The following is a 24,852-nucleotide window of genomic DNA, read 5'->3' as shown; positions in this document are numbered from 1 at the left end:
CGCCGAACGCCGGCCGGGCACCGTGGTCACACCGCGCGCATGGCTCGCACGGCCTCCTTGGCGAACAGGCACGCCGCACGGTGGTCGGGGTCGACCTCGGCCAGCACCGGATCGGTCTCGGCGCACTCCGGCCGGGCCTGCGGGCAGCGGGTACGGAACCGGCAGCCGCCCGGAGGGTCCACCGGGCTGGGGATGTCACCGCTGAGGATGATCCGGCGGCGTTCCCGCTCGGCCTGCGGGTCGGCCACCGGCACCGCGGACAGCAGCGCCGCAGTGTACGGGTGGGCCGGATCCCGCCAGATCTGCGCCGGTGTGCCGCTCTCCACGATCCGCCCCAGGTACATCACCGCCATCCGGTCGCTCATGTGCTCCACGGCGGCCAGATCGTGGGCGATGAAGAGATAGGTCAGGCCCAGGTCCCGTTGCAGCCGGCGGAGCAGGTTCATGATCTGCGCCTGCACGCTCAGGTCGAGCGAGGCGATCGGTTCGTCCAGCACGATCAGGTCCGGTTCGCCGGCCAGGGCACGGGCGATGCCGACCCGCTGCCGCTGGCCGCCGGAGAGTTCGTGGGGATGCCGGTCGGCCAGGTCGCCGCGCAACCCGACCATGTCGAGCAGTTCGTCGACCCGGCGGCGACGGGCGGCACCGCCGTCGGTGAGTCGATGCACGATCAGCGGCTCGGCGATGCTCGCTCCGATGGTGAGCCGGGGATCCAGGGACGCCTGCGGGTCCTGGAACACCATGGCCACCCGGCGACGCAGCGTACGCAGCCGCCGCCGGGACCACCGGGTGACGTCCTGGCCGGCGACCCGGACCGTACCGGAGGTGGGATCCACCAGCCGGAGCAGGGCGAGCCCGGCGGTGGACTTGCCGCTGCCGGACTCGCCGACCAGCCCCAGCGTCTCCCCCCGCCGTACCCGTAACGACACGCCGTCGACGGCCCGCACGACACCGGCCGGCGTCGGGAACCACACCGCCAGATCGTCGAGTTCGGCCACCACCTCGCCCGGTTCCCGCTGCTTCGGCACCGCAGCGTGCGCCGTGCCGTCGGCCGGCACGACCGTACGGTGCTGATGATCCGCTCGCTGCCGCTCGCTCATCGGCGCTCCCCGTCGCTCGGCTGCGGGTAGAAGGTGCGGACCTGGTGGCCGACCGAGACCGGTACCAGCGGCGGAAGTTCGTGCTCGCAGCGGGCGTCCCCCCGCACCGGGCAGCGGGGCCAGAACGCGCAGCCCGGCGGCAGTTCCAACGGGCTGGGCGGCGCACCGGCGATGGTGACCAGCTCAGCGCCGCCGGCCGCCGGGTCCGGACGGGCGGCCAGCAGGGCCTTGGTGTACGGGTGCGACGGCGCACCGAAGACGGCGTCGACCGGCCCCTGTTCGAGGATCCGGCCCCCGTACATGACCGCCACGGTGTCGGCGATGCCGGCGACCACACCGAGGTCGTGGGTGATCCAGACGACCGCGGTGCCGAGGCGCCGTTGCAGGTCGGCGACCAGCTCGACGATCTGGGCCTGGGTGGTGACGTCGAGGGCGGTGGTCGGTTCGTCGGCGATCAGCAGGTCCGGCTCACAGGCCAGCGCCATGGCGATGACCACCCGCTGGCGCATGCCGCCGGAGAACTGGTGCGGGTACGCCTCCACCCGCTGCCCCGCCGACGGGATGCCGACCATGTCCAGCAGTTCGACGGCGCGGGACCGGGCGGCCCGCCGGGTCAGCCCGAGGTGTTCCTCGGCGGCCTCGGTGACCTGCCGGCCGACGGTGAGCACCGGGTTGAGCGAGGTCATCGGATCCTGGAAGACGAACCCGATGTGCCGCCCACGCAGTCGCCGACGGCGTTCCTCGGTCACCGCGGTGAGCTCCGTGTCGAGCAGGTGCACCCGCCCGGTCACCTGGGCGGTGCGCGGCGCCAGCCCGGTCGCGGCGAGCACGCTCATGCTCTTGCCGCTGCCGGACTCGCCGACCAGTGCCAGGGTCTCCCCCGGCCGCACCGACCAGTCGACGCCGGCGACGGCGCGGGCCGGACCACGCCGGGTGCCGATGGTGACGGTGAGGTCCTCGACGGCCAGTACCGGCTTCATGCGGTGCTCCTCCTGGCTTCGCTGACGGTGAGCTGGCGGGGATCCAGCACGTCCCGCAGCGCGTCACCGACCAGGTTGAACGCCAGGACGGTGAGGAAGATCGCCGCACCGGGGAAGAAGCCCAGCCACCAGGCATCGGTGACGAACCCGCGCCCGTCGAACAGCATCCGGCCCCAGGCCGGATCGGGCGGTTGGACGCCGAGGCCGAGGAAGGACAGTGCCGCCTCGGAGAGGATCGCGAAGGCCAGCGAGAGCGACGTCTGCACGATCAGCGGTGCCGCGATGTTCGGCAACACGTGCCGACGCATGATCCGCAGGTCGGACGCGCCGACCGAGACCGCGGCCCGGACGAAGACCTGTTCCCGCACCGAGAGCACGCCGGCCCGGGTCACCCGGGCGAAGATCGGTGTGTAGACCACCCCGATCGCCACCATCGCGGTGACCAGTCCCGGGCCGAGCACCGCCACGATCGCCACCGCCAGCAGCAGCACCGGGAACGCGAACAGCACGTCCATGCAGCGCATCAGCACGTTGTCGAGCCAGCCCCGGTAGTAACCGGCGAACAGCCCGAGGGTCGCCCCCACCACCAGTGCGATTCCGACGCTGACCAGGCCGACCTGCAACGACACCCGGGCGGCGACCATGACCCGGCTGAGCACGTCACGGCCCAGTTCGTCGGTGCCGAACGGGTGTGCCCAGCTCGGCGGCTGAAGCATCTGGTCGACGTTCACCTCGTTGATTCCCGACGGCGCCAGCCAGGAGCCGCCCACGCCCACCACGACCAGCACCACCAGCACCAGGCTGCCGGTCAGGGCCAGCGGATCGCGCCGCAGCACGGCGAGCACCCGACGCAGCTGACCCTCACGGTTGACCGTCTGCTCGCTCATTTGACCGTGATCCTCGGGTCGAGACGGGCGTAGAGAATGTCGACCAACAGGTTGACCAGGAGGAACAGCGCCGCCACCAGCAGCACCGCGCCCTGGAGGACCGGATAGTCCCGGGCCGCGACGGCGTCGTAGGTGAGCCGCCCGATGCCGGGCCAGGCGAACAGCACCTCGATCACGATCACCCCGCCGAGCAGGCTGGCCAACTGCACCGCCACCACGGTCACCACCGGAATGAGGGCGTTGCGCAGCACGTGCCGCAACACCACCACCCGGGTACGCAGACCCTTCGCCTCCGCGGTGCGCACGTAGTCCTCGGAGAGCACCTCCAGCATCGACGAGCGGATGAACCGGGTGAGGATCGAGGCGGTGACCAGACCGACCGTGGCGGCGGGCAGCGCCACGTGGGACGCCCAGCGCCCCGGATCCTCGGTGAGCGCGACGTACCCCGACGGTGGCAGCCACCCGAGCACCCCGGAGAAGAGCAGGATGCCCATGATCCCCATCCAGAAATCCGGCACCGAGACACCGAACTGGCTGAACACCCGGGCCGCGTGGTCGACAAGCGAGCCGCTGCGGATGGCCGAGACGATCCCCAGTGGAAAGGCGATCGCCATGGCGAACACCACCGCCGTGACCGCCAGCGACAGGGTCGCCGGCAGCCGCTCCAGCACGATCGCGGTGACCGGGCGTCCACTGCGGAAGCTGACCCCGAGGTCGCCGGTCAGCGCCCGCCGCAGGTAGTCGAAATACTGCACCACAAGTGGCTGATCCAACCCCGCCCGGGCCCGCAACGCCTCGTACGTCTGCGGGTCGAAGCGGGTGCCGAGGGCGACCCGGACGGGGTCACCCGGCACCAGTTGGAGCAGCAGGAACACCACGAGGGTCACGCCGAGCAGTACCACGGCCGACTGCAACAGCCGACGGATGACGAAGCGGGCCACCTGAGGTCCCCCGCCGGGTCACCGGGCGAGAGCCACGTCGCGGAACCGGATCGCCCGGTCCGTGCGTACCTCGTAGCCGCTGACCTGCTTCGACCAGCCCTGGGCGACGTCGGGGTTGTAGAGGTAGATGTAGCTGGCGTCGTCCACGATCTGCTTGGCCACCTGCTCGTACTGCTGCTTGCGGGCGGCCTGGTCGGTTTCCGTCCGGGCCTGGTCGAGTAGCCGGTCCACGTTCGGGTTGGCGTACTCGTGGAAGTTGAACGTGCCGTCGCTGTGGTGCTGGGCGTAGTAGAACTCGTCGGGGTCGATGTTGCCCAGCCAGCCGAGCATGAACGAGTCGAACTTGCCGGCGCCCTGCTCGTCGAGCCACTGGGCGAAGTCCAGCGTACGGATCTTGACGGTGATCCCGACGGCTTCCAACTGCGAGGCGATGACCTGGGCGGCGGTAACCGTCTCCGGGTACTCGCTGGTGACCATGAGGTCCATGGTCAGGCCGCTCACCCCGGCTTGATCGAGCAGTTGCTTGGCCTGGTTCACGTCGTGCGAGAACGGCGCGTACTCGTAGTAGAAGGCGCTGTTCTGTGGGATGGCCGTCTGGTTGACCGTGGCCAGCCCGAACTTGGCGGCCTTGGTGATCGCCTCACGGTCCAGCGCGAAGGCGATCGCCCGACGGACGTTGACGTCGTCGTACGGCTTGCGCGCCTGGTTCAGCGCGAGGTACCAGTAGTCGGTCGACGGCACCGACTGCACCGCCGGGTCGTCCCCGTCGAGCAGCGCCGGCACCTGCTGCGGTGGCAGATTGTCGGTCCAGTGCACCTCGCCGCCACGCAGGTTCTGCAGGGCGACCGTGGGGTCGCTGACGAAGGTGAACCGGACGCCGTCCAGCTTGGGCTTCTCGCCCCAGTAGTTGTCGTTGCGGACCAACCGGATGCTGTCGCCGGAGCTGTAGTTCTCCACGGCGAACGGCCCGCTGCCGACCGGCTTGGTGGTGATCTCACCGGATTCCACGTTGGACTTCTGGACGATCGCCACGCCCTTGAAGCCACCGAGGTTGGCCAGCAGGTTCGGGGTCGGCGCGTTGAGGGTCACCACCACGGTCTTCGGGTCGGTGGCCTCGATCGACTTCACGGTGCCGAACTTGTACGCGTTGTTCAGCTTCTCGTCGATGATCCGGTTGTAGGAGTAGACGACGTCCTCGGCGGTCAGCGGCGAGCCGTCGGAGAACTTCACGCCCTCGCGGAGGGTGAACGTCCAGGTCAGCTGATCCTCACTGGTGGTCCACTCGGTGGCCAGGGAAGGCTTCATCTCCAGGTTGGCGTCCGGCTCGACGAGCGTGTCGAAGACGTTCTCCAACACCTGGAAGCTGTAGTAGGCGGAGGTCTTGTGCGGGTCGAGTTGGTCGGGCTCGCCGCCGATCGCGGCGTTGAGCACGCCTCCGGCACCCGCCGTGTCGTTGCCGTCGACGTCGACGCCCTCGCCCCCACTGCATCCCGCCACGGCGGCGAGCATCAGGGCGATCGTCGCGCCGGCCAACCTGAATCTGGTCCTGGACATGGTCCTCCCCCTGGATTCTTCCCCGGCACTCGAAAGATCTTGCGAGTCTGGTCCCCCGACCAATCGATGTCAACACAAAACATGGCAAAATGCCCTGGTCGCCGCCTCCCTGCTCGCCCACGCTAACCGCAAACCCGCCGACCGGCAGGGCTCGGACCGGCGGGCGGACACGTTCGCCGTCAAGCTGTGACCCGGGCGGTCAGAGGCAGCACCAGCAGTAGAGGTGGTGGCCGGCAGCCCGGGCGCGGCGGGCCAGGGCGCTGATCTCCTCGATCACCGGCAGCAGTTCATCCGGCGGCAGCGGGTCACCCCAGGCCAGCTCCTCGATCTGCCCCCACCGCGCCGACAGCTCGGGCGACTGAGCGGCGGTGATCGACGCCAGGGTGTCCCTGGTGGCGTCGTCGAGGACGATCAACCATGGCCCTTCGTCGCCGCCGCTCCAGATCAGCCGCTGCTCGATCAGGTCGGTGGACCAGGCCAGCCCGCGCACGAAGCCGACCAGCTTGCCGAGGGTCACCGCCGGCTCGATGCCCTTGAGGTCGATCGCGTCCACCCCGGGGCGACCCCCCGACACGGCGACCGGGCCGCCGTCGAGCTCCGCCATCAACCCGATCGCGGCGGCGTCGTCCGCCGCGCGGAAGTAGTCATAGAGAACACCCATGGCCGTACCCCATCAGGTGGGTACGACATCGCCCGCTACGGACAGTTGTTGCTGGTCAGCCGCAGCGTGTACTCGGCGTCGTCCTGGGTGATGCCCGACGGGGCACCGTCGAAGTAGGTCTCCACCTTTTCCCAGCCCCGCCGCTGCTCGTAGTGCAGGTGCGGGGCACCGGAGTTGCCGGTGCTGCCGATCCGGCCGATCTGCTGGCCCTGGACGACCCGCTGGCCGGCCTGCACCAGCGGCGGCTCCAGCAGGTGCAGGTACTGGGTCTCCCACCGGCCGCCGTGGTCGATCTTCACCCAGTAGCCACCACCACGACCCCGCGGGCCGTCCGGATTGTCCGGGGTACGACCACCCAGCGATCCGTTGATCCCGGCCACGGTGACGGTGCCCTCGTAGGAGGCGAGCACCGGTTGTCCCCACGGGTCGCCGGAGAGCGGGAAGAAGTCCACGTCGTAGTCGCCGTGCCCCGGGTAGGTGCCGACCTGCCAGGTCTCCCCGCAGGCGACCGGCATCTGGAACAGCGGGCGGGGCCCCGGCGGGCGCAGCACGATCACGGCCGCCACGGCCAGGGCGATCACGATACCGAGGCTGAACAGGAGCCCGTACCGGGTCCGGCGGGCGCGGCGGTGGGAACGGGGGTGGCCGGTCGTCACGGCCCAGAGCATGTCAGAGACCGGCAACCCCCGTCGGCCGCCGTCAGGCCGGCACCGCAGGCACGGCGGGGCCGCTCGGCGCCGGAACCGGCACCGGGAGCACCACCACCGGGCAGGTCGCCTTGCGTACGCACTCCTCACTGACCGAGCCGAGCACGGTGTGCCGCAGCCGGCCGTGCCCGTGACTGCCCAGCACCAGCAGGTCGGCGCCACGGGCGGCGGCGGTCAGCACGTCGGCCGGCCGCCCCTCGACGACCTCGGCCGAAACCGGTGCCGTCGACGTGGCCCGGGTGACCTCGCCGATCTCCCGGGCCAGCAGGGCGGTGGCCCGCTCCTCCTCCTCGACCGGGTTCGGCGCGACCATCGCCCCACCGTCCAGGCCGTCCCACCGCCAGGCGGTCACCGCCTGCACGGTGCCGTTGCGCTCGGCCGCCTCACCGACCGCCCATTGCAGGGCACGTCGCCCACCGTCCGAACCATCGACGCCGACGACAATCAGATACGACATCGTCCTCACTCCTCTCCGTCCTGCTTCCAGTGCAGCGTGCGGACGTGGGACGGACCAGCGGCCGGAGTCCCCTCCGGACAGGTCGTACGGCCCTGCGCCGGGCGGGACCTGCGACCCGGTCGGGCCGTGCGACCTCGACCGACGAGGACGGCACCGTCGATCATGGCCCTTGTGAGGCGTCACGATCACCTGATAGACATCACATGTCTTGCGGCTCGTTCGCGCCGCGGTATCTGGGGGTGACGGTGAAGCTGCTGCGAGTGGGTCCGCCGGGGCGGGAAACGCCGGCACTGCTCGACGAGGCCGCCCAACTCCGTGACCTCAGCGGCGAGACCGACGACCTGGACCCCGCCTTCCTGGCCACCGACGGCCTGGCCCGCCTGGCCGGCATCTCCCCGCACGACCTGTCTCCGATGGACCCCACCGGCCTGCGGATCGGCCCCCCACTGCACCCCGGAAAGATCGTCTGCATCGGGCTGAACTACCGCGACCACGCCGCCGAGACCGGGGCCGCCCTGCCCGCCGAGCCGGTGGTCTTCCTCAAGGCGGCGGACACGGTGGTCGGTCCCGACGACCCCGTGCTGGTGCCCCGCGGCAGCACCAGGACGGACTGGGAGGTCGAACTCGCCGTCGTCATCGGCCGCAAGGCGCGCTACCTGCCGTCGGCCGAGGCGGCGATGGACTGCGTCGCCGGGTACGCCATCTCGCACGACGTCTCGGAGCGGGAGTTCCAGCTCGACCGGGGCGGCCAGTGGGACAAGGGCAAGTCCTGCGAGACGTTCAACCCGCTCGGCCCGTGGCTGGTGACCGCCGACGAGGTCCCGGATCCGCAGGACCTCGGGCTGCGGCTCTGGGTCAACGGTGTGCTCCGGCAGGACGGCACCACCAAGGACATGGTCTTCCCGGTGGCCGAGATCGTCCGCTACCTGAGCCAGTTCATGGTGCTCTACCCCGGTGACGTCATCAACACCGGCACCCCGGCCGGCGTCGCCCTCGGGCAGCCGGAACCCAAGCCGTACCTGGTCGCCGGCGACGTGGTCGAGTTGGAGATCGACGGCCTGGGCCGGCAACGGCAGACGCTGGCACCGGCGTGACCGGCGACGGGCAGGCGTTCGCCGGCAGCGCCGCCGCCGGCGCGGGCGAGTTCGCCGGGTTGGCGGCGGTGGTCACCGGCGGTGCCTCCGGCATCGGCCTGGCCACCGCCACCCTGCTGGCAGAGCGTGGCGCCCGGGTGGCCTGCCTGGACCTGAACCCGCAGCGGATACCCGAGCCGTTGCTCGGCCTGGCCGCCGACGTGACCGACGACGGGTCCGTGCGGGCCGCGATCGCCGCCGCCCATGCCGCGTTCGGTGGCCTCGACGTCCTGGTCAACAACGCCGCCGTCGGTGCGATCGGCACCATCGAGGCCGACAACGATGAGCAATGGCACCGGGTTCTCGACGTCAACGTGGTCGGTATCGTCCGGGTGACCCGGGCCGCGCTGCCGCACCTGCGCGCCTCCGCGCACGCCGCGATCGTCAACATCGGCTCCATCGCCGCCTGGCTCGGGCTGCCCCAGCGCGCCCTCTACAGCGCCAGCAAGGGAGCGGTGCAGGCGCTCACCCTGGCGATGGCCGCCGACCACGTGACCGCCGGCATCCGGGTGAACTGCGTCAACCCGGGCACGGCGGACACCCCGTGGGTGCGTCGGCTGCTCGACGCCGCCGACGATCCGGCGGCGGAACTGGCCGCGTTGCGGGCCCGCCAGCCCACCGGTCGCCTCACCACCCCGCAGGAGGTGGCCGCCGCAGTCGCGTACCTGGCCAGTCCGCTGTCCGGATCGACCACCGGCAGCGTGCTCGCCGTCGACGGCGGCATGCACGGCCTGCGGCTGCCCACGCCGCCGAACGGGGCCTGAGCGGCACGATCCGGGCCCGCCACGCTGACGCAGAGCGGGGCCTGAGCTGCCCGGTCCGCGGCTCGCCACGCCGACGCCGAGCGGGGCCTGAGCGACACGGTCTACGGCTTCCCCGAGCTAGGCCCGGGCGGCAGCTCAGCGGGCGAGACCGACCGCCGGGCCAGCCTTGCGGACCGACCGGCGGGCCACCGCGCCGCCCGGGTCACCGGGATGGCCGGGCCCCACCACGTCACCGCGTACGTCGGCGACGATGGTGGCGAGCAGGTCCCGACTGGACCGCAGCGACTCGATCTTCTCGGTCAGCAGGTTTAACTCGCCCTGAAGGGTGTCGGCCAGGCGGGCGCGGTCGGCCGGCTCGTCGGGGATCGCGGCCCGACCGTCAAGCAGGAACCGCAGCGCCTGCCCGACCACTCCGGACGGCAGCGCGGCCGACAGCATGCACCGGATGCGGGCGACCCGGTCGACGTCGGATTCCTGGTAGATCCGGTAGCCCGACTCGGTGCGTACCGGCGTCAGCAGACCCTGCTCCTCGTAGTACCGCAACATCCGCACCGACGCGCCGGTCCGGGCGCTCAACTCACCGATCCGCATCGCTTGACTCTAACGTCGGTGTGAGGCTTTAGCGTCCGCCTGTGATCGTCTATGTGCTCCTCGTCTGCTCGTTCGCCGTGGCCACCGCCGAGTTCGTGCTTGTCGGCCTGCTCCCCCAGGTCGCCACCGACCTGGACGTCTCCGTTGCCGCCGCCGGACAGCTGGTCACCGCGTACATGATCGTGGTCACCGTGGGCGGCCCGGTCGCCACCGTGCTGACCCGCCGGCTACCCCGCCGGGAACTGCTCGCCGGCACCATGGCGCTGGCCACGGCGTCCGCGGTGGCCAGCGCCATGGCCACCTCGTACCCGATGCTGCTGTCGGCCCGATTGGGCTCGGCGCTGGCCCAGGCGCTGTTCATGGCGGTGGCCTCCCAGGTGGCCATGGCCTCGGTGCCGCCGGAGCGGCAGACCGTCGCGGTGGCCCGGCTGTTCGGCGGGTTCGCCCTGGCCACCGTGCTCGGCCTGCCGCTGGGCAGCCTGATCGGTGAGGCGTACGGCTGGCCGGTCACCTTCGTGGCCGTGGCCGGCATGGCCGCGCTGGGGCTGCTCGGTGTGCTCGTCTTCTGCCCCCGCATTCCCAACCCGCCACCGGTCGGCGTCCGGGACAGCGTCGGTGCGCTGCTGCGCCCCGGCATCTACGCCGGGCTCGGCGTCACCCTGCTGGCGTTGACCGGGTTCGTGGCCGCCTTCACCTATGTCGCGCCGATGCTGCGCACCGTCACCGGGCTGAGCCCTGGTTGGGTAAGTGTCGGTCTGGTCGGCTACGGCCTCGGCACCATCGCCGGCAACCTGCTCGCCGGCCGGGTACGCCCCGAGGCGATCGCCCGCCGGCTGCCCCTCGCCGTCGGCACGCTGACGGCGATCCTGCTGGTCCAGCCGCTGCTGCTGCCGGTGGCCCCGCTGGCGCTGGCCGGGCTCGCCCTGCTGGGCGCGGCAGCGTTCCTGGTCGTGCCGCTGGTCCAGACCTGGCTGATGGGTCAGGTCGACGCGGCCACCACCGGCCTGGTCGCCGCCGTCAACATCTCGGTCGCCGGTGCCGCCGGAGCCCTCGGCGCCGCGCTCGGCGGCACGGTGCTCGCCGTCGGCCTCAGCCCGGCCTGGATCGGCCCGGTCGCTGCCGTCTCCGTCCTGGCCGCCACCCTCGTCGCCGCCCGCCTCTCCCGGCTCTCGTCGTCGCGCGGACCTTCGCCCGAGGCGTTGGTTCAACGGTGAGGCGAGCGTCTGCCGGCCCGGCGGCACTCGGGGCGTCCAGGGCGGTGGAAACGGGTCGCTAGTGCCGTCGCCAGCCCGCTACGGTCCGCCGTATGCGGTTGGAAAGGATCACGCCGGAGAACTACGAGGCGGCGCTGGCGCTGTCCGTGCGCCCCGACCAGGAGGACCTGGTCGGGCCGGTGGTCAAGTCGCTCGCCGAGGCGTACGTCTTTCCCGACAACGCCTGGCCGAGACTGATCTACGACGGGGACACGCTCGTCGGGTTCCTGATGGCCTTCCTGAACATCCAGTGGAACGCCGGTCGCGATCCCGACGACCGACGGTCCGGCCTCTGGCGGCTGAACATCGCCGCCGACGCCCAGGGACGCGGCTACGGTCGCTTCGCCGTGGCAGCCGTGTGCCAGGAGATTCGGGTCCGCGGCGGCACGCAGGCGTACGTGACCTGGAAGCCTCGGCCCGGCGGCCCGGAAGCCTTCTATATGAAGCTCGGCTTCCGACCTACCGGCGAGCAGAGCGGCGGCGAGACGGTGGGTGTGCTCGACCTCTGAGCACAGGTCTCGTCTCGGGCACTGGTCACAGCGCTGCTTCCGCAGCGACATTCGCGGCCAGCGACGTCCGGAGCCATGTCTCTGGTGCCGGCCCTGTCGAGTTGAGAGCGCGAACGAATCGCGACGACAGCCGTAGGCCGGAGACAACACTCCCTGGTCTCGGGCCTACGGATAGATTGGATCGGGCCGATTTTAGGTTGACATGAGAGACGGACAACCGGCGAGGGGCATGGATGAACCTCGACCTGAGGAGCCGCAGGGGCCTGCGGATGGCGGTCGCTGCCGCCGCGATCGGAGCGGTTCTCGCCCTCGCCGCGGTGGTGACTGCGGCCATACGTGATCGAGGTCCAACTCCCCAGCAGGAGGTGGCCAGCGAGAGCGTACGGATCTCGGTGCCAGCGGAGTGGCCACGCAATGCTCTCAAATGCGGTACGCCGATGCGGGACACGTACATCGTGGACCTCGATGTGATCGCGGGCTGCGCCGTGTTGCCGAGACCTCGCGTCGACTACGCCGAGATAAAGCGCGCGAATCTCGATCTCGACCCGGTCGCCCAGCTCGCCACCGAGGCGAGCGAAGCATTCGGCCACCCCGTCCTGCGGGGCGGCGACATGCTGCCGGATGGCCGGACGCGGCAGGTGGTGGTGGTTCCCGACCGACAGGTACTCCTCGTCGCCGTGTCCAGCAACCCGGCGCTCGCCGAAGCGATCACCCGTTCACTCCGAGTCGACTGACCTACGTCGACGCCGTCACGCATCGCTTACCGTGGTTCAACCAGGTCAGGAAGTTCGGTGCAGCTGTCGCGGTCGAAGGAAAGGACCGGCCCCTGAGGTTCTTGCAGTCTCGCTTCACACGCGGCCGTTGTGCAACACCAGAGCAATGAGATCTTGGAAACCTACTGTTCTGCGCTAACGGAAAATGTCCAAGATTTGTGCCAACCTCTCAGAACGGAGACGTTGCCGACTAGGCGGAGACTGGCGTTACTCGGATTCGCGCTCCGGCTCGGCCACGTATACGCCTTTCCCGGGATGCCCTTCGACCAACTCTCTGTCTTTGAGCAACGACATGACACGGTGGATCGTGGAGATGTGTACGCCGTACTGCTCGGCGAGTTGGCGCGTGGACGGCAGCTTCTTCCCCGGCGCGAGTTCGCCAGATTTGATCTTGCTCGTGATCTCGTTCGCTATGCGGCGGTAGTCGACTCTCTCGGTCGGCATGTCGATCTCCGTCGGTTCCCTGGCTTCGGCACGTCAATCTGATCACGAGGGAACCTATTCCAGCAAGTTTCATGATCTAGCTATATGCACCTCCTTGACCTACTCCAACTTGTTGGAGTAGGTTGCTGTCCGGGCCGGTTCCCTGGTTTCGGCAAACTCCGCGGTTCCGGCCCGCATACCCACCTCGGACAGTGCTACGCCCACGGTTCGGGGTGGGCACCTATTCGACACCGGGCGGAAGGTGCCACATGGTCGACCCCGTTGACATGCAGTCGAATGCCGCCGTACCTCCGGACGAGATCAGTGTCCTGGACGATCAGGGAGAGGAACGGCGGGAACTAGCATTCGGCCTCCTCAAGTTCCCCCGGTCGGCAATCCATGGATAGTCGACGCGCAGCTGAACAGGAGCGCGGCGTGAAGAGGGACCAGGTGCCGATCGGGCGGCGGGTGGCGTACTGGCGGGCGCGGCGGCGGATGTCGCAGCAGGTGTTCGCCGATCGGCTCGGCAAGTCCAAGAGCTGGGTGGACAAGGTCGAGCGCGGGGTACGGACGCTGGACAAGGTTTCGACGCTGCGGGACATCGCCGCCGCGCTGCGGATCGATCAGGCGTTGCTGCTCGGCCAGGACAGTCGGCCCGCCGAGGCGACCACCAGGGTCAAGGGCGTCGAGCAGATCCGGGCGGCACTGTCCGCGTACGACATCGCCTTGGATCGGCCGGCGGCGCGCCGGGACGCGCCGGACGGCGCTCGGCTGGCGCGGGGTGTCGCGCATGCCTGGACCAGTTTTCAGCATGCGCGGTACCCGGCGCTTATCGGTCTGCTGCCCGAGTTGCTGGCCGGGGCGCAGCGCGGTCACGCCCACGATCCGCAGGCGGGCCGGGTGCTGCTGGTGGAGGCGTACCGGGTGACCGCCGCGCTGCTGGTGAAGCTCGACGAGACCGAGCTGGCCTGGCTCGCCGCCGACCGGGCGATGACGGTCGCGATCGGTGATCCGCTGCTGGTGGCCGCCGCCACCGTGCAGCTCGGTCAAGTGTTGCGGGCGGCCGGTCGCGCGCGGGAGGCGGGCACGGCGACACTGGCGGCGGCGTACCGGATCGGCACGCCCGACCTCGACGTGGCGCGCATGTCGCTCTGCGGTGCGCTGCTCGTGCAGGCGGCGCTCGCGGCGGCCCGGCACGGCGACGACCGGGCCGCTGCCGCCCGCGTCGACGAGGCCGCCGACCTGGCCGCCGAGGTCGGCGACGGTAACGACCACCATCGCACCAGCTTCGGCCCGACCGCTGTGGCGCTCGCCCGGGTCGCTGTCGCGATCGAGTTGGGTACGCCGGACGAGGCGATCGCCCGCCACGAGGCTGCCGTCGGGCGGGACGGCTGGCGGTGGCTGCCACCGGAGCATCGGGCCGCCCACCTGATCGACGCCAGTCGTGCGTACCTTCAGGTTGCCGACCCGGTGAACGCGGCCCGGGTACTGCTGGAGGCCGACCGGACCGCCCCCGCCGAGGTACGCCACCGGCCCGCTGCCCGGGACGTGCTCGCCGCCACGGGCCGTCATCCCGGCGCACCCGCCACGATCGTCGCGCTGGCCGCCACCCTCGGGGTGACCCGCGCATGACCGCACCGTTGCTCACCCTGGCGCAGATCCTCAACCGGCTCACCCTGACCGCCCGCTGGACGCTGCGTGACCATCAGCCCGCCCCCGACGGTCGCTGCCCGATCTGCCGCGTCGCCGACTGTGCCGTGGCCAGCGCCGCCCGCAACCTCCTCACCACCCTCAAGCAGACCCGCTGGACCGGGAACGGTGACACTCCCGATCCGTGGCAGTCGCGGTAGCCGACACGCCGGGTGGCTGGCACCTTTACTGCCACAGTTCGGCGACGTGAGTTACGAAGGCGCGGGCTGGGGCGGGAGTTCGGGTGTGGGGGTGAAAAGGCGTTGGCGTTCGGCGGCCACCACTTCCTGGACGAGTTCGGCCTCGGAGAGGTCCACCGCTTCCGGGCTTGCGTCGGCCAGGTCGCTGAGCCGGGCGAAGTCGTCGAAGATGCGGCGCTTGCCCGCCAGCAGTTCGGTGATCCGCTGGTCGACGCCCTCCTCGGAGAGCAGCCGGTGGACCTGCACGGACTGGACCTGCCCCATCCGGTGCGCCCGGGCGATGGCCTGTGCCTCGGTGGTCGGCTTGAGCTGAGGTTCACAGATGACGACGACAGAGGCGGCCTGGATGTTGAGCCCGACGCCACCGGCCACGATCTGGGCCACCAGGACAGCGCCGTGGCGGGCGGCGGAGAAGTCGTCCACCATCCGCTGCCGGTGGTTGGCCGGAACCGAGCCGGTCAGTGGTCCGTAGACCGGGCCGGGAAGGGTACGGGCGATCACGTCGAGTACCTCCCTGAAGTGGGAGAAGACGATGACTCGGCGCTCGTTCTCCGCCGCCTCCCGGACGATCTCGACGAGGCGCTGCACCTTCGTGGACTCGGCGGCCTGAAGCATGGCCGCCTGGCGCATCTGCATGAAGTTGCCCCGCTCGACCGCCTCGCGGTAGCAGCCGGTGTCCGCCGAGGACATCGGCAGCCACTCCTCGACCTCGATGAGTTCGGGCAGTTCGTCGAGCACGTCGTCCTGGTTGCGGCGCAGGTACGCGGGTGCGATCTGCCGCCGGAACCGCGCGGGTGACAGGTCGGTGGCGTCCACGGTGAGATCGGGGCGCACGTAGGAGGCGAGGTTGCGGAACTCGTCGACCTTGTTCTCCAACGGCGTGCCGGTGAGCAGGATGGCCCGGTCGGCGCGCGCGACAATCTCCTTCGTCCTGACTGACCGCTGCGCCTGCGGGTTCTTGACGTAGTGGGCCTCGTCGACCACGACGCACGCCAGGTCAGGGAGTTCCCGCAGCTGCGGCTCCCACCAGGCGAGGGTCTCGTAGGTGGTGACCGCCACGCCCCCGTCCCGCAGCCAGGTGCGGGCCGCGGCATCGCGTTCCGGACCGTGCACCCGGTGTGGACGAAGCGTCGACTTGCCGCCGATCTCGCGGACCCAGTTGGTCACCACGGCGGCGGGACACACCACCAGGAAGTGGGTACTTCCCCGGCTGCGCAGGTGCGCCAGGACCGCGAGCGCCTCGACGGTCTTCCCGAGGCCCATCTCGTCCCCGACGATGACCTTGCGTTGGACCAGGGCGAAGCGCGCGGCGAAGCTCTGATAACCACGCAGGGACGCGGTCAGGTGCGCGCCGTCGAGCGCCTGGTCGCGTACCGCCTGGATGATCTCGTTTGGGAGATCGCCGTGCACCGCGTTCTCGTCGCCGCTGGTGAATCCCAGTTCGGCGAGCATGGCGAAGTAGTCGGCGGGTCGGCTGAGGAAGTCGTCCCACGGATCGGCGCGCACGCTCCGCCGACCGGGTGCGGTCGACCTGCCGAGCAGCTCGGCTCGCCGTCTGATGATTTCGATGCTCTCGCGCAGCCCGCCGACGGCGAGCCCTCGGGTCGGCACCACCAGGAGGTGACTGGTCCTGCGGTCGATGGTGCCGCCCAGCGGCGCGAGTTCGGCCGCGCGTTCGAGATCGGCTGCCGCGCCCCGCGTGCGCCAGCGCGCGTCCCACTCGGCCAGCCGGCGCAGCAGGTGGGTGGTCTCCGGAGGGCGGTGGTCGACGTCGATGCGGACCGGCGTGTCGTCGTACGTGGCCTGCCAGAGGGTGCTGGCTGCTCCGATCAGGCGACGGGCCGAGGTCTCCCCGACACCCGGAAGCGCCTGAAGGGATGCGCCGCGGTGTAGAACGTCCTGCACCGTGGTGACTCCCGCGTCGGCCAGCGGACCGAGTCGGAACCGGTCGCGGGTGACGGTCCGCAAGGCGTCCACCGGCAGGTCCCGCAGGATCCGTTGTACCTCGGCGTGTCTGACCTGCTCCACCGCTTCGCGCGCCGCCGAGCGGTACGCGGCCTCGCCGGCCACGACCTTGTCGATGGCAGCCAGGGCCGCCGGCAGGCCCGCGAAGACCGACCGGTCCACCAGCTCCGGCTCCGGACCGGTCCGCCCGGCGAGCTCCGGACCGGTCCGCCCGGCGGGCCCGCGCTCCTGCCCCGTCCGCTCGACCTGCTCGGGCTCCCGGCCGCTTCGCTCGGCGAGGAGCGCGAAGCGAAGGGACGGGTCGAGCAGGTCCCGGAGGTTGTCCCGGGTCGGGTCGCTGGGTGCGGTGGGGACGCCGAGGTACCCCAGGCGCTCGGGGCTGCCAGCGGCGATGACCTGCGCGTGCCGGTCGCGTAGGAACATCGCGGCGGTGGCCGCTGACTGCTTCCTGGCCGGCCCGGCGAGGTAGCGACGTACGTCGAGCATGGGTGCGAGGTCGGCGACGGCGCGGGAGGCGTCATCGGTGAGCAGGCGCAGCAGGGCATCGTCGACGGCTGTCGTCGCGGGAAGCACGGCCCGCTCCTGGAGTCGCCGGACGACGTCACGGTCGCTCTCCCGCAACGCGAGCACCCGCCACGCGGCCTGGCCGGAGCGCTCCACCAGGACGCTGCGGTCCCGCAATCCTTCTTCGGCGCTGCCGGCCGCACGCTGGACAGCCCGGTGCCAGTCCCGCACGTGCTGGGCGAGCTGCCCCCATCGCCTGAAGTCCGCCACGAGCCGACGCAGCTCTGCACGCTCGGCCTTGTCCATCCGCACCCCGGCCCGGTACCCCGCCACCCGCCCGACCATGCCGCACAGCTGACCATGCCGCCCGCCCCCACGCCAGCTGCCTCGCCATGCCGCGTCCCTCGCGATGCCGCCTGCCCGACCACCGTAGCTGGCTGATCATGCAGTTGTGGCACCCGCGGAAGTGGTGCATTCACCGTGTTTCCGGTGCCACAACTGCATGATCGCCTCACGGTCAGGTGATGAGGAGTTTGCGACCGATGCCGGCGCGGAACTGCGACATCGCGTCGGCGTAGGCGGCCAGGGGGAAGCGGTGGCTGATGAAGACCTGCGGGTCCAGGACGCCGGCCGCGAACAGCTCGGCGGCGCGGTCGAAGCTGTGCAGCACGGCCATCGAGCCGGTGACGGTGATCTCCTTGTTGTAGATGCGGTACGGCTCGACCGGCACCCGGGTGGCGTACTCGGAGACGCCGAACTGGAGGAACGTGCCGGCGGGGGCGACCCGACCCAGGCCGTCGGCGATGGCGGCCTCGACCCCGGTGCAGTCGATGACCACGTCCCAGCCGCGCGGGCGGTCCAGTTCGTCGGCGTTGGCGGCACTCGCCGAGCAGCCCAACGCGACTGCGGTGGCGAGGCGGTCCGGGTTCAGGTCGACCACGCTGACGGTTGCCGCACCGCAGCGCTTGGCCAGCTCCAGCATCATCAGGCCCATGGTGCCGGCACCGTAGATGAGGTAATGGTCGGCCAGCCGGCGGGGCAGCACGTCGAAGCCGCGTACCGCGCAGGAGAGCGGTTCGATGAGGGCGGCGTCGGCGGGGGCGACACCGGCGGGCAGCACCACGCAGTTGCGTACCGGGGCGAGCGCGTACTCGGCCGCCCCGCCGGAGACGGTGACCCCGATGGCGTTCCACCGTTCGCAGAGGTTGCCTCGGGCTCGGCGACACTGGTAGCACTCGCCGCAGTGCAGCGACGGGTCCACGGCCACCGGATCACCGACGCGCAGTTCGGTGACGTCCCGCCCGAGGGCGACCACGGTGCCGGCGAACTCGTGGCCCGGCACGATCGGGTACGCGGGCGCGAACTCGCCGTCCATGATGTGCAGATCGGTGCCGCAGATCCCGCATCCGGCGACCTCGACCACCACGTCCCGGGGACCGGGCGTGGGGTCCGGTACCGACTCGACGCTGATCTGGCCCGGCGTGACGATTACTGCTGCCTTCACTTGACCGCCCCCATGGAGAGTCCTCGGACGAGTTGTTTCTGGGCGATCCAGCCGGCCAGCACGACCGGTAGCGACACGATTGTCGCCGCCGCGCAGAGCCGGGCCAGGAACAGCCCTTCGGACGTGATGAAGCCGACCAGGAAGATCGGCGAGGTGCCGGCCCGGGTGGCGGTCAGGTTGACCGCGAAGAAGAACTCGTTCCAGCTGAAGATGAAGCAGATCAGCGCGGTCGCGGCCAGGCCGGGCGCCACGATCGGTAGCAGGATCCGCCGGATGGTGACGAGCAGGTTGGCACCGTCCATCGCCGCCGCCTCGATCAGCGCCGCCGGCACCTCCAGCAGGAACGACCGCATCATCCACACCGCGAGCGGAAGGTTCATGGCGGTGTAGAGCACGATCAGGGTCCAGACGTTGTCCAGCATGCCGAGGTCCTGCACGAGCAGGTAGATCGGCAGCAGCGCGGCGACCACCGGCAGCATCTTGGTGCTGATGAAGAAGAACAGCACGTCGCGCCAGCGCTCGACCGGCCGGATCGACAGCGCGTACGCCGCCGGGGTGGCCAGCAGGAGCACCAGCAGGGTGGACAGCACGCTGGCCATCACCGAGTTGAGCAGGTACGGGGTGATGTCCCGGTCGAAGACCTGCCGGTAGCCGTCCAGCACCGGGGTGAAGAACCAGGACGGCGGGTTGCTTGCGGCGTCGACCTCCCGCTTGAAACCGGTGAGCACCATCCACGCCACCGGCAGGAAGAACAGCAGCCCGGCCAGCCACGCCAGCACCGTCCAGATCACCCCGGTCAGGCCCGCGCTGCGCCGGGCCGGATTCGCGGTACGGGTCATCGGGCGTCCTCCATCCGGAACAGGCTGGAGATCGCCCGCAGCGCGAAGGTGGCGACGATGATGGTGCCGATCACCACCACGACGCCGGCCGCGGCGGCCTCGCCGTACTCGAACTTGCGGAAGGTGGTCAGGTAGATCTCGTACGGCAGGTTGGTGGTGGCCCGACCCGGGCCACCCTGGGTGATGGTGAAGACCGCGTCGAAGGTCTGCACCAGGTAGATGGATCCCAGCAGGGCGCCCAGTTCCAGGTAGGGCCGCAGGTAGGGCAGGGTGATCCGGGTGAAGGTCTGCCACGGGCCGGCCCCGTCGACCCGGGCCGCCTCCAGCGTCTCCAGGGACTGGCTCTGCAACCCGGCCAGGATGATCAGCATCATGAACGGGGTCCACTGCCAGACCAGCGCGGCGACCACGGAGACCATCGGGTACTGCGAGACCCAGTCGGTGCTGCCGCCGAGGATGCCGTTGATCAGCCCGTAGGACGGGTTGTAGATGGCGTGTTTCCACAGCAGCGCCGCCGCCATCGGCATCACCAGGAACGGGGTGATGAGCAGGGTGCGGACGACGCCCCGACCGGGGAACTTGCGGTCGAGCAGGATGGCCAGGCCGAGGCCGAGCAGAACGGAGGCGATCACCGATGTGGCGGTGAGCACCACCGTGTTGAACAGCGCGGCGCGCAGTCGACCGTCGGTGAGCACGGTGGCGTAGTTGGCCAGGCCGATGAACTCGCGGCTGCCCGGCCGCAGCGCGTTCCAGCTCTGCGTGGACAGGTAGAGGGTGAACAGGAAGGGCAGTTGCGTCACCACGATGGCGAAGACCAGGGCGGGCAGCAGCGGGGCCCGGCGGGCCCAACGGTGCCTCCGGTCGGGGCGGGTGGGACGGACGGTGGGTCGCGGGGGCGCGTCCGCACCGGTGGTGCTGGTGGTGGTCATCGATCCGCCTCGGGGGCAGGGCCGGGGCCGGCCGGTCGACCGGCCCCGGCGGGCGGCTACCGGTGGTTGCTGGCGGCTTCCTCGGCCAACCGCTGGCCGTCGGCGAGCGCCTGTTCGACCGTGGACTGGCCGGCGATCGCGGCCGACACCTCCTGCGACACCTTCGTACCCAGGTCGGCGAACTCGGGGATGCCGACGAACTGCACGCCGAGGGCGGGTCGCGGCTGCACCCCGGGGCTGACCGGGTCGGCCTCCTGGATGGACTTGAGGGTGATGTCGGCGAACGCCTCGGCGGACTGCCGGTACTCGGCGATCTCGTAGGTGGACTGGCGTTTGCCCGCCGGCACCCGGGACCAGCCGAGTGACGAGCCGACCAGCTTCTCGTACTCTTTGCCGGTGGCCCAGGAGATGAACTTCCAGGCGGCGTCGGCGTTCTTCGTGGTCTTCGGCATGGCCAGCGCCCACGCCCACAGCCAGCCGGCGGATTCGGTCTTGTCGACCGGCGCGTACGCGTAGCCGACCTTGCCGGCGACGGTGCTGGCGTTGGGGTCCTCCAGGGTGCCGGCGGCGGAGGTGGCGTCGTACCACATGGCCGCCTTGCCCTGCCCGAAGGTGTTGAGGCACTCGGTGAAGCCGGACTGCGGCGCACCGGGCTGGCCGTGCTCGCGCAGCAGGTCGACGTAGAACTTCGTCGCCTCGGTGAACTCGGGTGCGTTGACCTTCGGCGTCCAGTCCTGCTCGAACCAGGTGCCACCGAAGGTGTTCACCACGGTGGTCAGCGGCGCGAACAGCTCACCCCAGCCGGGCAGCCCGCGCAGGCAGATGCCGGAGACGCCGGCCGCGTCGTCGTCGAGCCGCTCGGCGAATTCGGCCACCTGCTGCCAGGTCGGCCGCTCCGGCATGGTCAGGCCCTCGGCGGCGAAGAGCTCCTTGTTGTACATCAGGAACGACGACTCGCCGTAGAACGGGGCGGCGTAGAGCCTGCCGTCGGCGCCGGAGAGCGAGGCGACCATCGGCTCCAGCAGGTCACCCTTGTCGTACGCGGTGTCGGCGTCCGCGTACGAGCTGAGTTCGTGCAGCCAGTCGTTCTGCGCCCAGATCGGTGCCTCGTACGCCCCGATCGTCGCCACGTCGTACTGGCCGCCCTGGGTGGCGACGTCCTGGGTGACCCGGTCGCGCAGCTCGTTCTCCGGCAGGATAGTGAACCGCACCTCGATTCCGGTGTCCTTGGTGAAGTTGTCGGCGGTGACCTTGGCCAGGTCCTCCATCTGCGGATTGCCGACCATCAGCACGGTGATGGCGGTGCCGTCGCTGGAGGAACCACCGCCGGCTCCGGAACAGGCGGTCGAGACCAGGGTGACGGCGAGGACGGCGGCCAGCGCGGCGGGTCCACGCCGGCGACGAGGAGTTCGTGTTTCAGGCACAGCGAACCTCCATGGTGGTGGGTGATGGTGAGGGAACGGTGGGTCGGACGGCGGCGCTCAGACGCGCAGCACCACCGGGCCGAGCAGTGAGTAGCGGTGCGCCTCGGACGCCGGCAGTGCCGTGTCCGTGACGATGGTGTCGACGTCCGCGACGTCGGCGAAGCGGCAGAAGCTGTGCCCACCGAACTTGGTGTGCACCCCGGCGAACACCACCCGCCGGGACACCGCCATCACCTGAGCCTTCACGGCGGCCACCGCCGGGTCGGGCGTGGTCAGTCCGTGCTTGCGGGAGATGCCGTTGGCGCCGACGTAGGCCAGGTCGATGACGAAGCCGGCGAGCATCCGGGTGGCCCAGTGGTCGACGGTGGCCAGGGTGCGACCACGGACCCGGCCGCCGAGCAACAGCACGGTGAGGCTCGGGTACGCGGCCAGCGCCGCCGCGGTGTGCAGGGAGGCGGTCACCACCGTCAGTGGGCGGTGGGTGGGCAGCGCCTCGGCGATCAGTTGCGGGGTGTAGCCCTCGTCGATGAACACCGACTCGGCGTCGCCGAGGTGTTCCACCGCCGCGGCGGCGATCCGTCGCTTCTCCACGACCATCCGGGTGGCCCGGGTCTCCAGGGTCGTCTCGAAGCGGGCCGTCTCCACCGGGTACGCCCCGCCGTGGGTGCGGCGCACCAGCCCCTGCTGGGCCAGCAGGCTCAGGTCGCGTCGGACGGTTTCCGGCGCCACACCCAGGTCGGCGGCGAGCTTGCGCACGTCGACGTCACCCTGACGGCGAGCCAAGGTGAGGATGTGCTGTCGGCGCTGGGTCGCGTCCACCTGCACACCTCCGTTCGACTCGGGTGCTTTTTTGTAACACCGATGAACGGCAGGTGACCCCGGTCACCTGCCGTTCAATCCAGTGGATTTGGTGACCGGCTACCACCGCCGAACGGGCAGCCCATAACCGTCACAGGTGGCAAACCACCACAATTGCGTTGCCCGTTTGATGGCCCGTTCTGCCCGACCGGCACCCGTGCTGCCCGCTCGGGCACCGGCCGGTCATCCCGGCGCGGCTCCGTTGTCGACCAGCCGGAACCGCGTGGTCAGCGGTGCGTCGCCCAACTCCTCCATGATCAGGCCACGGGTCGGTGAGTTCTGCAGGTAGGCCGATTGGCTGCTGATCGCGTACGTCGGCTCGCCACCGCGTTGCCCGTCCCGGACGACCGTGAACTGCTGCCTCGGCTCCTCCGGCGCACAGGCGGCCGCGACCACCCGCAACGGCTCGCTGCCCGACGACCGCACCTCCCAGCAGACGTCGGTCGGTTCGTCGCCCTGCTCCGCGGCCCGGACCAGGTAGGTGCCGGGGCCCTGGGGCGTGAACACGAACAGCTGGCGGCCCTCGTCCCCGTCGACCTCGGCGAGGCGGCCGTCGGCGAGCAGCGACAGCCCGCCGCTCTGCTCAGCCGCCCGGACGATTGTCACCTGCCGCCGTCCCGACAGCAGCGGATCGTTGCTCGACGGACCGCCCGGCGGTCCGGACGTTCCGGCCGGGTCGGGGCTGGCCGACGCGGTGGTCGACGTCGTCGTCGGTCCGGCCGGCCCGACGGGCAGCGAGTGCGGCCCCCCGGAGGGACGGGCCAGGACCACGCCGGCACCGAGCAGACCGACGAGTACGGCACCCAGCGCGGCGGACGTGGCCCGTCGGCGGCGACGACGGGTGTCGCCCCGGCGTCGGATGTCGACGGCAGCCGGCACCTTTCCCTGCCGACCGTGCCCGGCCAACGCGCGCAGGGCCTCGTCGAGATGCGGCTCAGGACCCATTACTGCCTCCCCCGCCGGTGGTCTCGTACGCGCCGTCGCTCAGGTGCACGGCGAGAGCCCGGCGCCCCCGGGCCAATCGGGTCTTGACGGTGTTCACGTTGCTGCCGATCTCCGCCGCTATCTCGGTCACGCTCAGCCCCACCAGGTGGTGCAGCACCACCACGCGCCGCTGCTCGGCAGAGATGCGCCGCAGCGCCGACACCACCGCCACGTGATCGACGGATGTCATCTCGACCTGCTGGCCGGCCACCTCCCGGCGGTGGGCACGGAGCCGGTTCACCGTCTTGCGCCACGCGCTCACCGCGATCCGGTACGCGACACGGCGGACCCACGCCTCCGGGCTGTCGCACTCTCGTACCGACGCCCAGCGGTCCCAGGCCCTGGCGTACGCCTCCGCCACCGCGTCCTCGGCCTCGGCCCGGCTGCCGGTCATCGCGGACAGGTGGCCCAGTACCCGCTGCGCCGACGCCGAGTAGAAGGCGTCGAACTCCTCAGCGTCGCGTTTCACTCACGTTCCCACCCGTACTGTCGCTGCTGGTCGTGGCCCCGGCCTTACCTTCGGGGTGCCGGTCCGGTGTCGTTGAACCGGAAGCTACTCGCCGGAGGAGCATCCCCCAACTCCTCCAGGATCAGGCCGGATCGTGCGGAGTCCCGCAGGTAGGCCCACCGGTTGCTGATCAGGTACTCACGGGGACCACCGTCGGCCACGGCGGTGATCTCGAAGCGCTGGGCCGGGTCGTCGGCCCGGCAGGTGGCTCCCCGCACGTACAGCGGCCGGCTGTCGCCCGGGTTGCGGACCTGCCAGCAGACCGGCTGCCCGGTGCCGCCTCCGTGGTACGCCTTGATGAGGAACTGTCCCGCACCCACCGGCGTCGGCACGAACACCTGCCGGCCCCGGTCGTCGTCCACCTCGGCCAACCGGCCACCGTCGAGCAGCGCCAGCCCCGACTCGAAGGCGCCGACCCGGACGATGGTGATCCGACGCTTGCCGGACAGCAGCGGGTCCGCCGTCGCCGTGGGCCGTGGCGTGGCGGCCACCGCCGCGCCGTTGGGCGGCTGGACGCCAACCGCCGCCGGGGCCCCACCGGACGGTGAGGTCTCCCCCACGGCCGCTCCCACCGGACCGTCAGCGGGCGTCGCCACCCCGCCTGCCGGCCCGTCGCCAGCGGCCGGCCCCATGGTGTACGCCCCGACGGCGGCACCGGTCAGCACCACCAGGCCCGCAGCGGCGAGCCACCTACCCAGCAACACGATTCCTCCCG

26 protein-coding genes are annotated in these 24,852 nt (G+C 70.8%); 7 read left to right on the top strand and 19 right to left on the bottom strand.

Going from position 1 to position 24,852, the window contains the following annotated elements:
- Positions 1 to 26: 26 nt before the first annotated feature.
- The 8 genes from AB0J93_RS10445 to AB0J93_RS10410 form a co-directional block, all read right to left on the bottom strand.
- Positions 27 to 1,100 carry an oligopeptide/dipeptide ABC transporter ATP-binding protein gene (locus AB0J93_RS10445; protein ID WP_363920324.1) on the bottom strand — a complete coding sequence of 358 codons (1,074 nt, stop codon included), beginning with the start codon at positions 1,098 to 1,100 and terminating at the stop codon, positions 27 to 29.
- A complete protein-coding gene (locus AB0J93_RS10440; protein ID WP_363920322.1) occupies positions 1,097 to 2,080 on the bottom strand; it encodes an ABC transporter ATP-binding protein in 984 nt (327 codons plus the stop codon). Before AB0J93_RS10440 ends, AB0J93_RS10445 begins: the two co-directional genes overlap by 4 nt.
- On the bottom strand, positions 2,077 to 2,967 hold the full coding sequence (locus AB0J93_RS10435) for an ABC transporter permease (protein ID WP_363920318.1): 891 nt from the start codon (positions 2,965 to 2,967) through the stop codon (positions 2,077 to 2,079). The genes AB0J93_RS10440 and AB0J93_RS10435 overlap by 4 nt, the downstream gene beginning before the upstream one ends.
- The gene (locus AB0J93_RS10430; protein ID WP_164447131.1) at positions 2,964 to 3,908 is read right to left on the bottom strand and encodes an ABC transporter permease; all 945 of its coding nucleotides are present in this window, start codon (positions 3,906 to 3,908) and stop codon (positions 2,964 to 2,966) included. Before AB0J93_RS10430 ends, AB0J93_RS10435 begins: the two co-directional genes overlap by 4 nt.
- Before the next feature lie 18 nt (positions 3,909 to 3,926).
- Complete coding sequence (locus AB0J93_RS10425) at positions 3,927 to 5,462, bottom strand: ABC transporter substrate-binding protein (protein WP_363920316.1); 1,536 nt, start codon at positions 5,460 to 5,462, stop codon at positions 3,927 to 3,929.
- Between the two features lie 199 nt (positions 5,463 to 5,661).
- Positions 5,662 to 6,123, bottom strand: a complete 462-nt coding sequence (locus AB0J93_RS10420) for a hypothetical protein (RefSeq protein WP_363920314.1) — start codon at positions 6,121 to 6,123, stop codon at positions 5,662 to 5,664.
- A 35-nt stretch (positions 6,124 to 6,158) separates the two neighbouring features.
- Positions 6,159 to 6,779: a M23 family metallopeptidase gene (locus tag AB0J93_RS10415; RefSeq protein ID WP_363920312.1), complete on the bottom strand. Its 621-nt coding sequence runs from the start codon at positions 6,777 to 6,779 to the stop codon at positions 6,159 to 6,161.
- Between the two features lie 43 nt (positions 6,780 to 6,822).
- Positions 6,823 to 7,287, bottom strand: coding sequence for a universal stress protein (locus AB0J93_RS10410; RefSeq protein ID WP_363920310.1), 465 nt, complete (start codon positions 7,285 to 7,287; stop codon positions 6,823 to 6,825).
- A 245-nt stretch (positions 7,288 to 7,532) separates the two neighbouring features.
- Here AB0J93_RS10410 and AB0J93_RS10405 point away from each other — a divergent pair, with 245 nt between their 5' ends.
- Both AB0J93_RS10405 and AB0J93_RS10400 read left to right on the top strand, forming a co-directional pair.
- Positions 7,533 to 8,381, top strand: coding sequence for a fumarylacetoacetate hydrolase family protein (locus AB0J93_RS10405; RefSeq protein ID WP_363920308.1), 849 nt, complete (start codon positions 7,533 to 7,535; stop codon positions 8,379 to 8,381).
- Positions 8,378 to 9,184 carry an SDR family oxidoreductase gene (locus tag AB0J93_RS10400; RefSeq protein ID WP_363920306.1) on the top strand — a complete coding sequence of 269 codons (807 nt, stop codon included), beginning with the start codon at positions 8,378 to 8,380 and terminating at the stop codon, positions 9,182 to 9,184. The genes AB0J93_RS10405 and AB0J93_RS10400 overlap by 4 nt, the downstream gene beginning before the upstream one ends.
- A gap of 135 nt (positions 9,185 to 9,319) precedes the next feature.
- On the opposite strand, the gene AB0J93_RS10395 is transcribed toward AB0J93_RS10400, so the two are convergent.
- Positions 9,320 to 9,775 (bottom strand): MerR family transcriptional regulator, encoded by a 456-nt coding sequence (locus tag AB0J93_RS10395; RefSeq protein ID WP_363920304.1) that lies wholly within the window; start codon positions 9,773 to 9,775, stop codon positions 9,320 to 9,322.
- 41 nt (positions 9,776 to 9,816) lie between these two features.
- Between AB0J93_RS10395 and AB0J93_RS10390 the strand changes: the two genes are divergently transcribed.
- The 3 genes from AB0J93_RS10390 (at position 9,817) to AB0J93_RS10380 (ending at position 12,271) form a co-directional block, all read left to right on the top strand.
- Complete coding sequence (locus AB0J93_RS10390; protein WP_363920302.1) at positions 9,817 to 10,989, top strand: MFS transporter; 1,173 nt, start codon at positions 9,817 to 9,819, stop codon at positions 10,987 to 10,989.
- A gap of 92 nt (positions 10,990 to 11,081) precedes the next feature.
- On the top strand, positions 11,082 to 11,537 hold the full coding sequence (locus AB0J93_RS10385; protein WP_363920300.1) for a GNAT family N-acetyltransferase: 456 nt from the start codon (positions 11,082 to 11,084) through the stop codon (positions 11,535 to 11,537).
- 233 nt (positions 11,538 to 11,770) lie between these two features.
- Complete coding sequence (locus AB0J93_RS10380) at positions 11,771 to 12,271, top strand: hypothetical protein (protein ID WP_363920298.1); 501 nt, start codon at positions 11,771 to 11,773, stop codon at positions 12,269 to 12,271.
- 246 nt (positions 12,272 to 12,517) lie between these two features.
- Here the strand turns inward: AB0J93_RS10380 and AB0J93_RS10375 are convergent, their stop codons facing one another.
- Positions 12,518 to 12,754: a winged helix-turn-helix domain-containing protein gene (locus AB0J93_RS10375; RefSeq protein ID WP_363920296.1), complete on the bottom strand. Its 237-nt coding sequence runs from the start codon at positions 12,752 to 12,754 to the stop codon at positions 12,518 to 12,520.
- Positions 12,755 to 13,168: 414 nt separating this feature from the next.
- Here AB0J93_RS10375 and AB0J93_RS10370 point away from each other — a divergent pair, with 414 nt between their 5' ends.
- On the top strand, positions 13,169 to 14,365 hold the full coding sequence (locus AB0J93_RS10370; protein ID WP_363920294.1) for a helix-turn-helix domain-containing protein: 1,197 nt from the start codon (positions 13,169 to 13,171) through the stop codon (positions 14,363 to 14,365).
- Positions 14,362 to 14,583: a hypothetical protein gene (locus AB0J93_RS10365; RefSeq protein WP_363920292.1), complete on the top strand. Its 222-nt coding sequence runs from the start codon at positions 14,362 to 14,364 to the stop codon at positions 14,581 to 14,583. Before AB0J93_RS10370 ends, AB0J93_RS10365 begins: the two co-directional genes overlap by 4 nt.
- 51 nt (positions 14,584 to 14,634) lie before the next feature.
- On the opposite strand, the gene AB0J93_RS10360 is transcribed toward AB0J93_RS10365, so the two are convergent.
- From AB0J93_RS10360 to AB0J93_RS10320, 9 genes are all read right to left on the bottom strand, one after another.
- Entirely contained in the window at positions 14,635 to 17,424 is a 2,790-nt protein-coding gene (locus tag AB0J93_RS10360) for a DEAD/DEAH box helicase (RefSeq protein ID WP_363920290.1), read from the bottom strand.
- 184 nt (positions 17,425 to 17,608) lie between these two features.
- Complete coding sequence (locus tag AB0J93_RS10355) at positions 17,609 to 18,595, bottom strand: zinc-dependent alcohol dehydrogenase family protein (protein ID WP_363920288.1); 987 nt, start codon at positions 18,593 to 18,595, stop codon at positions 17,609 to 17,611.
- The gene (locus AB0J93_RS10350) at positions 18,592 to 19,434 is read right to left on the bottom strand and encodes a carbohydrate ABC transporter permease (RefSeq protein ID WP_363920286.1); all 843 of its coding nucleotides are present in this window, start codon (positions 19,432 to 19,434) and stop codon (positions 18,592 to 18,594) included. Before AB0J93_RS10350 ends, AB0J93_RS10355 begins: the two co-directional genes overlap by 4 nt.
- Entirely contained in the window at positions 19,431 to 20,363 is a 933-nt protein-coding gene (locus AB0J93_RS10345; protein ID WP_363920284.1) for a sugar ABC transporter permease, read from the bottom strand. The genes AB0J93_RS10350 and AB0J93_RS10345 overlap by 4 nt, the downstream gene beginning before the upstream one ends.
- 56 nt (positions 20,364 to 20,419) lie before the next feature.
- On the bottom strand, positions 20,420 to 21,787 hold the full coding sequence (locus AB0J93_RS10340) for a sugar ABC transporter substrate-binding protein (RefSeq protein WP_363920282.1): 1,368 nt from the start codon (positions 21,785 to 21,787) through the stop codon (positions 20,420 to 20,422).
- A 57-nt stretch (positions 21,788 to 21,844) separates the two neighbouring features.
- The gene (locus AB0J93_RS10335; RefSeq protein WP_363920280.1) at positions 21,845 to 22,606 is read right to left on the bottom strand and encodes a DeoR/GlpR family DNA-binding transcription regulator; all 762 of its coding nucleotides are present in this window, start codon (positions 22,604 to 22,606) and stop codon (positions 21,845 to 21,847) included.
- Between the two features lie 222 nt (positions 22,607 to 22,828).
- A complete protein-coding gene (locus AB0J93_RS10330) occupies positions 22,829 to 23,590 on the bottom strand; it encodes a hypothetical protein (RefSeq protein WP_363920278.1) in 762 nt (253 codons plus the stop codon).
- Positions 23,580 to 24,098 (bottom strand): sigma-70 family RNA polymerase sigma factor, encoded by a 519-nt coding sequence (locus AB0J93_RS10325; RefSeq protein ID WP_363920276.1) that lies wholly within the window; start codon positions 24,096 to 24,098, stop codon positions 23,580 to 23,582. Before AB0J93_RS10325 ends, AB0J93_RS10330 begins: the two co-directional genes overlap by 11 nt.
- Before the next feature lie 44 nt (positions 24,099 to 24,142).
- A complete protein-coding gene (locus tag AB0J93_RS10320; protein WP_363920274.1) occupies positions 24,143 to 24,841 on the bottom strand; it encodes a hypothetical protein in 699 nt (232 codons plus the stop codon).
- Positions 24,842 to 24,852: the final 11 nt, after the last annotated feature.

The organism is Micromonospora sp. NPDC049374, assembly GCF_040677165.1.
Classification (GTDB): Bacteria; Actinomycetota; Actinomycetes; order Mycobacteriales; family Micromonosporaceae; genus Micromonospora.
This window is presented reverse-complemented; position numbering and strand designations above follow the sequence as displayed.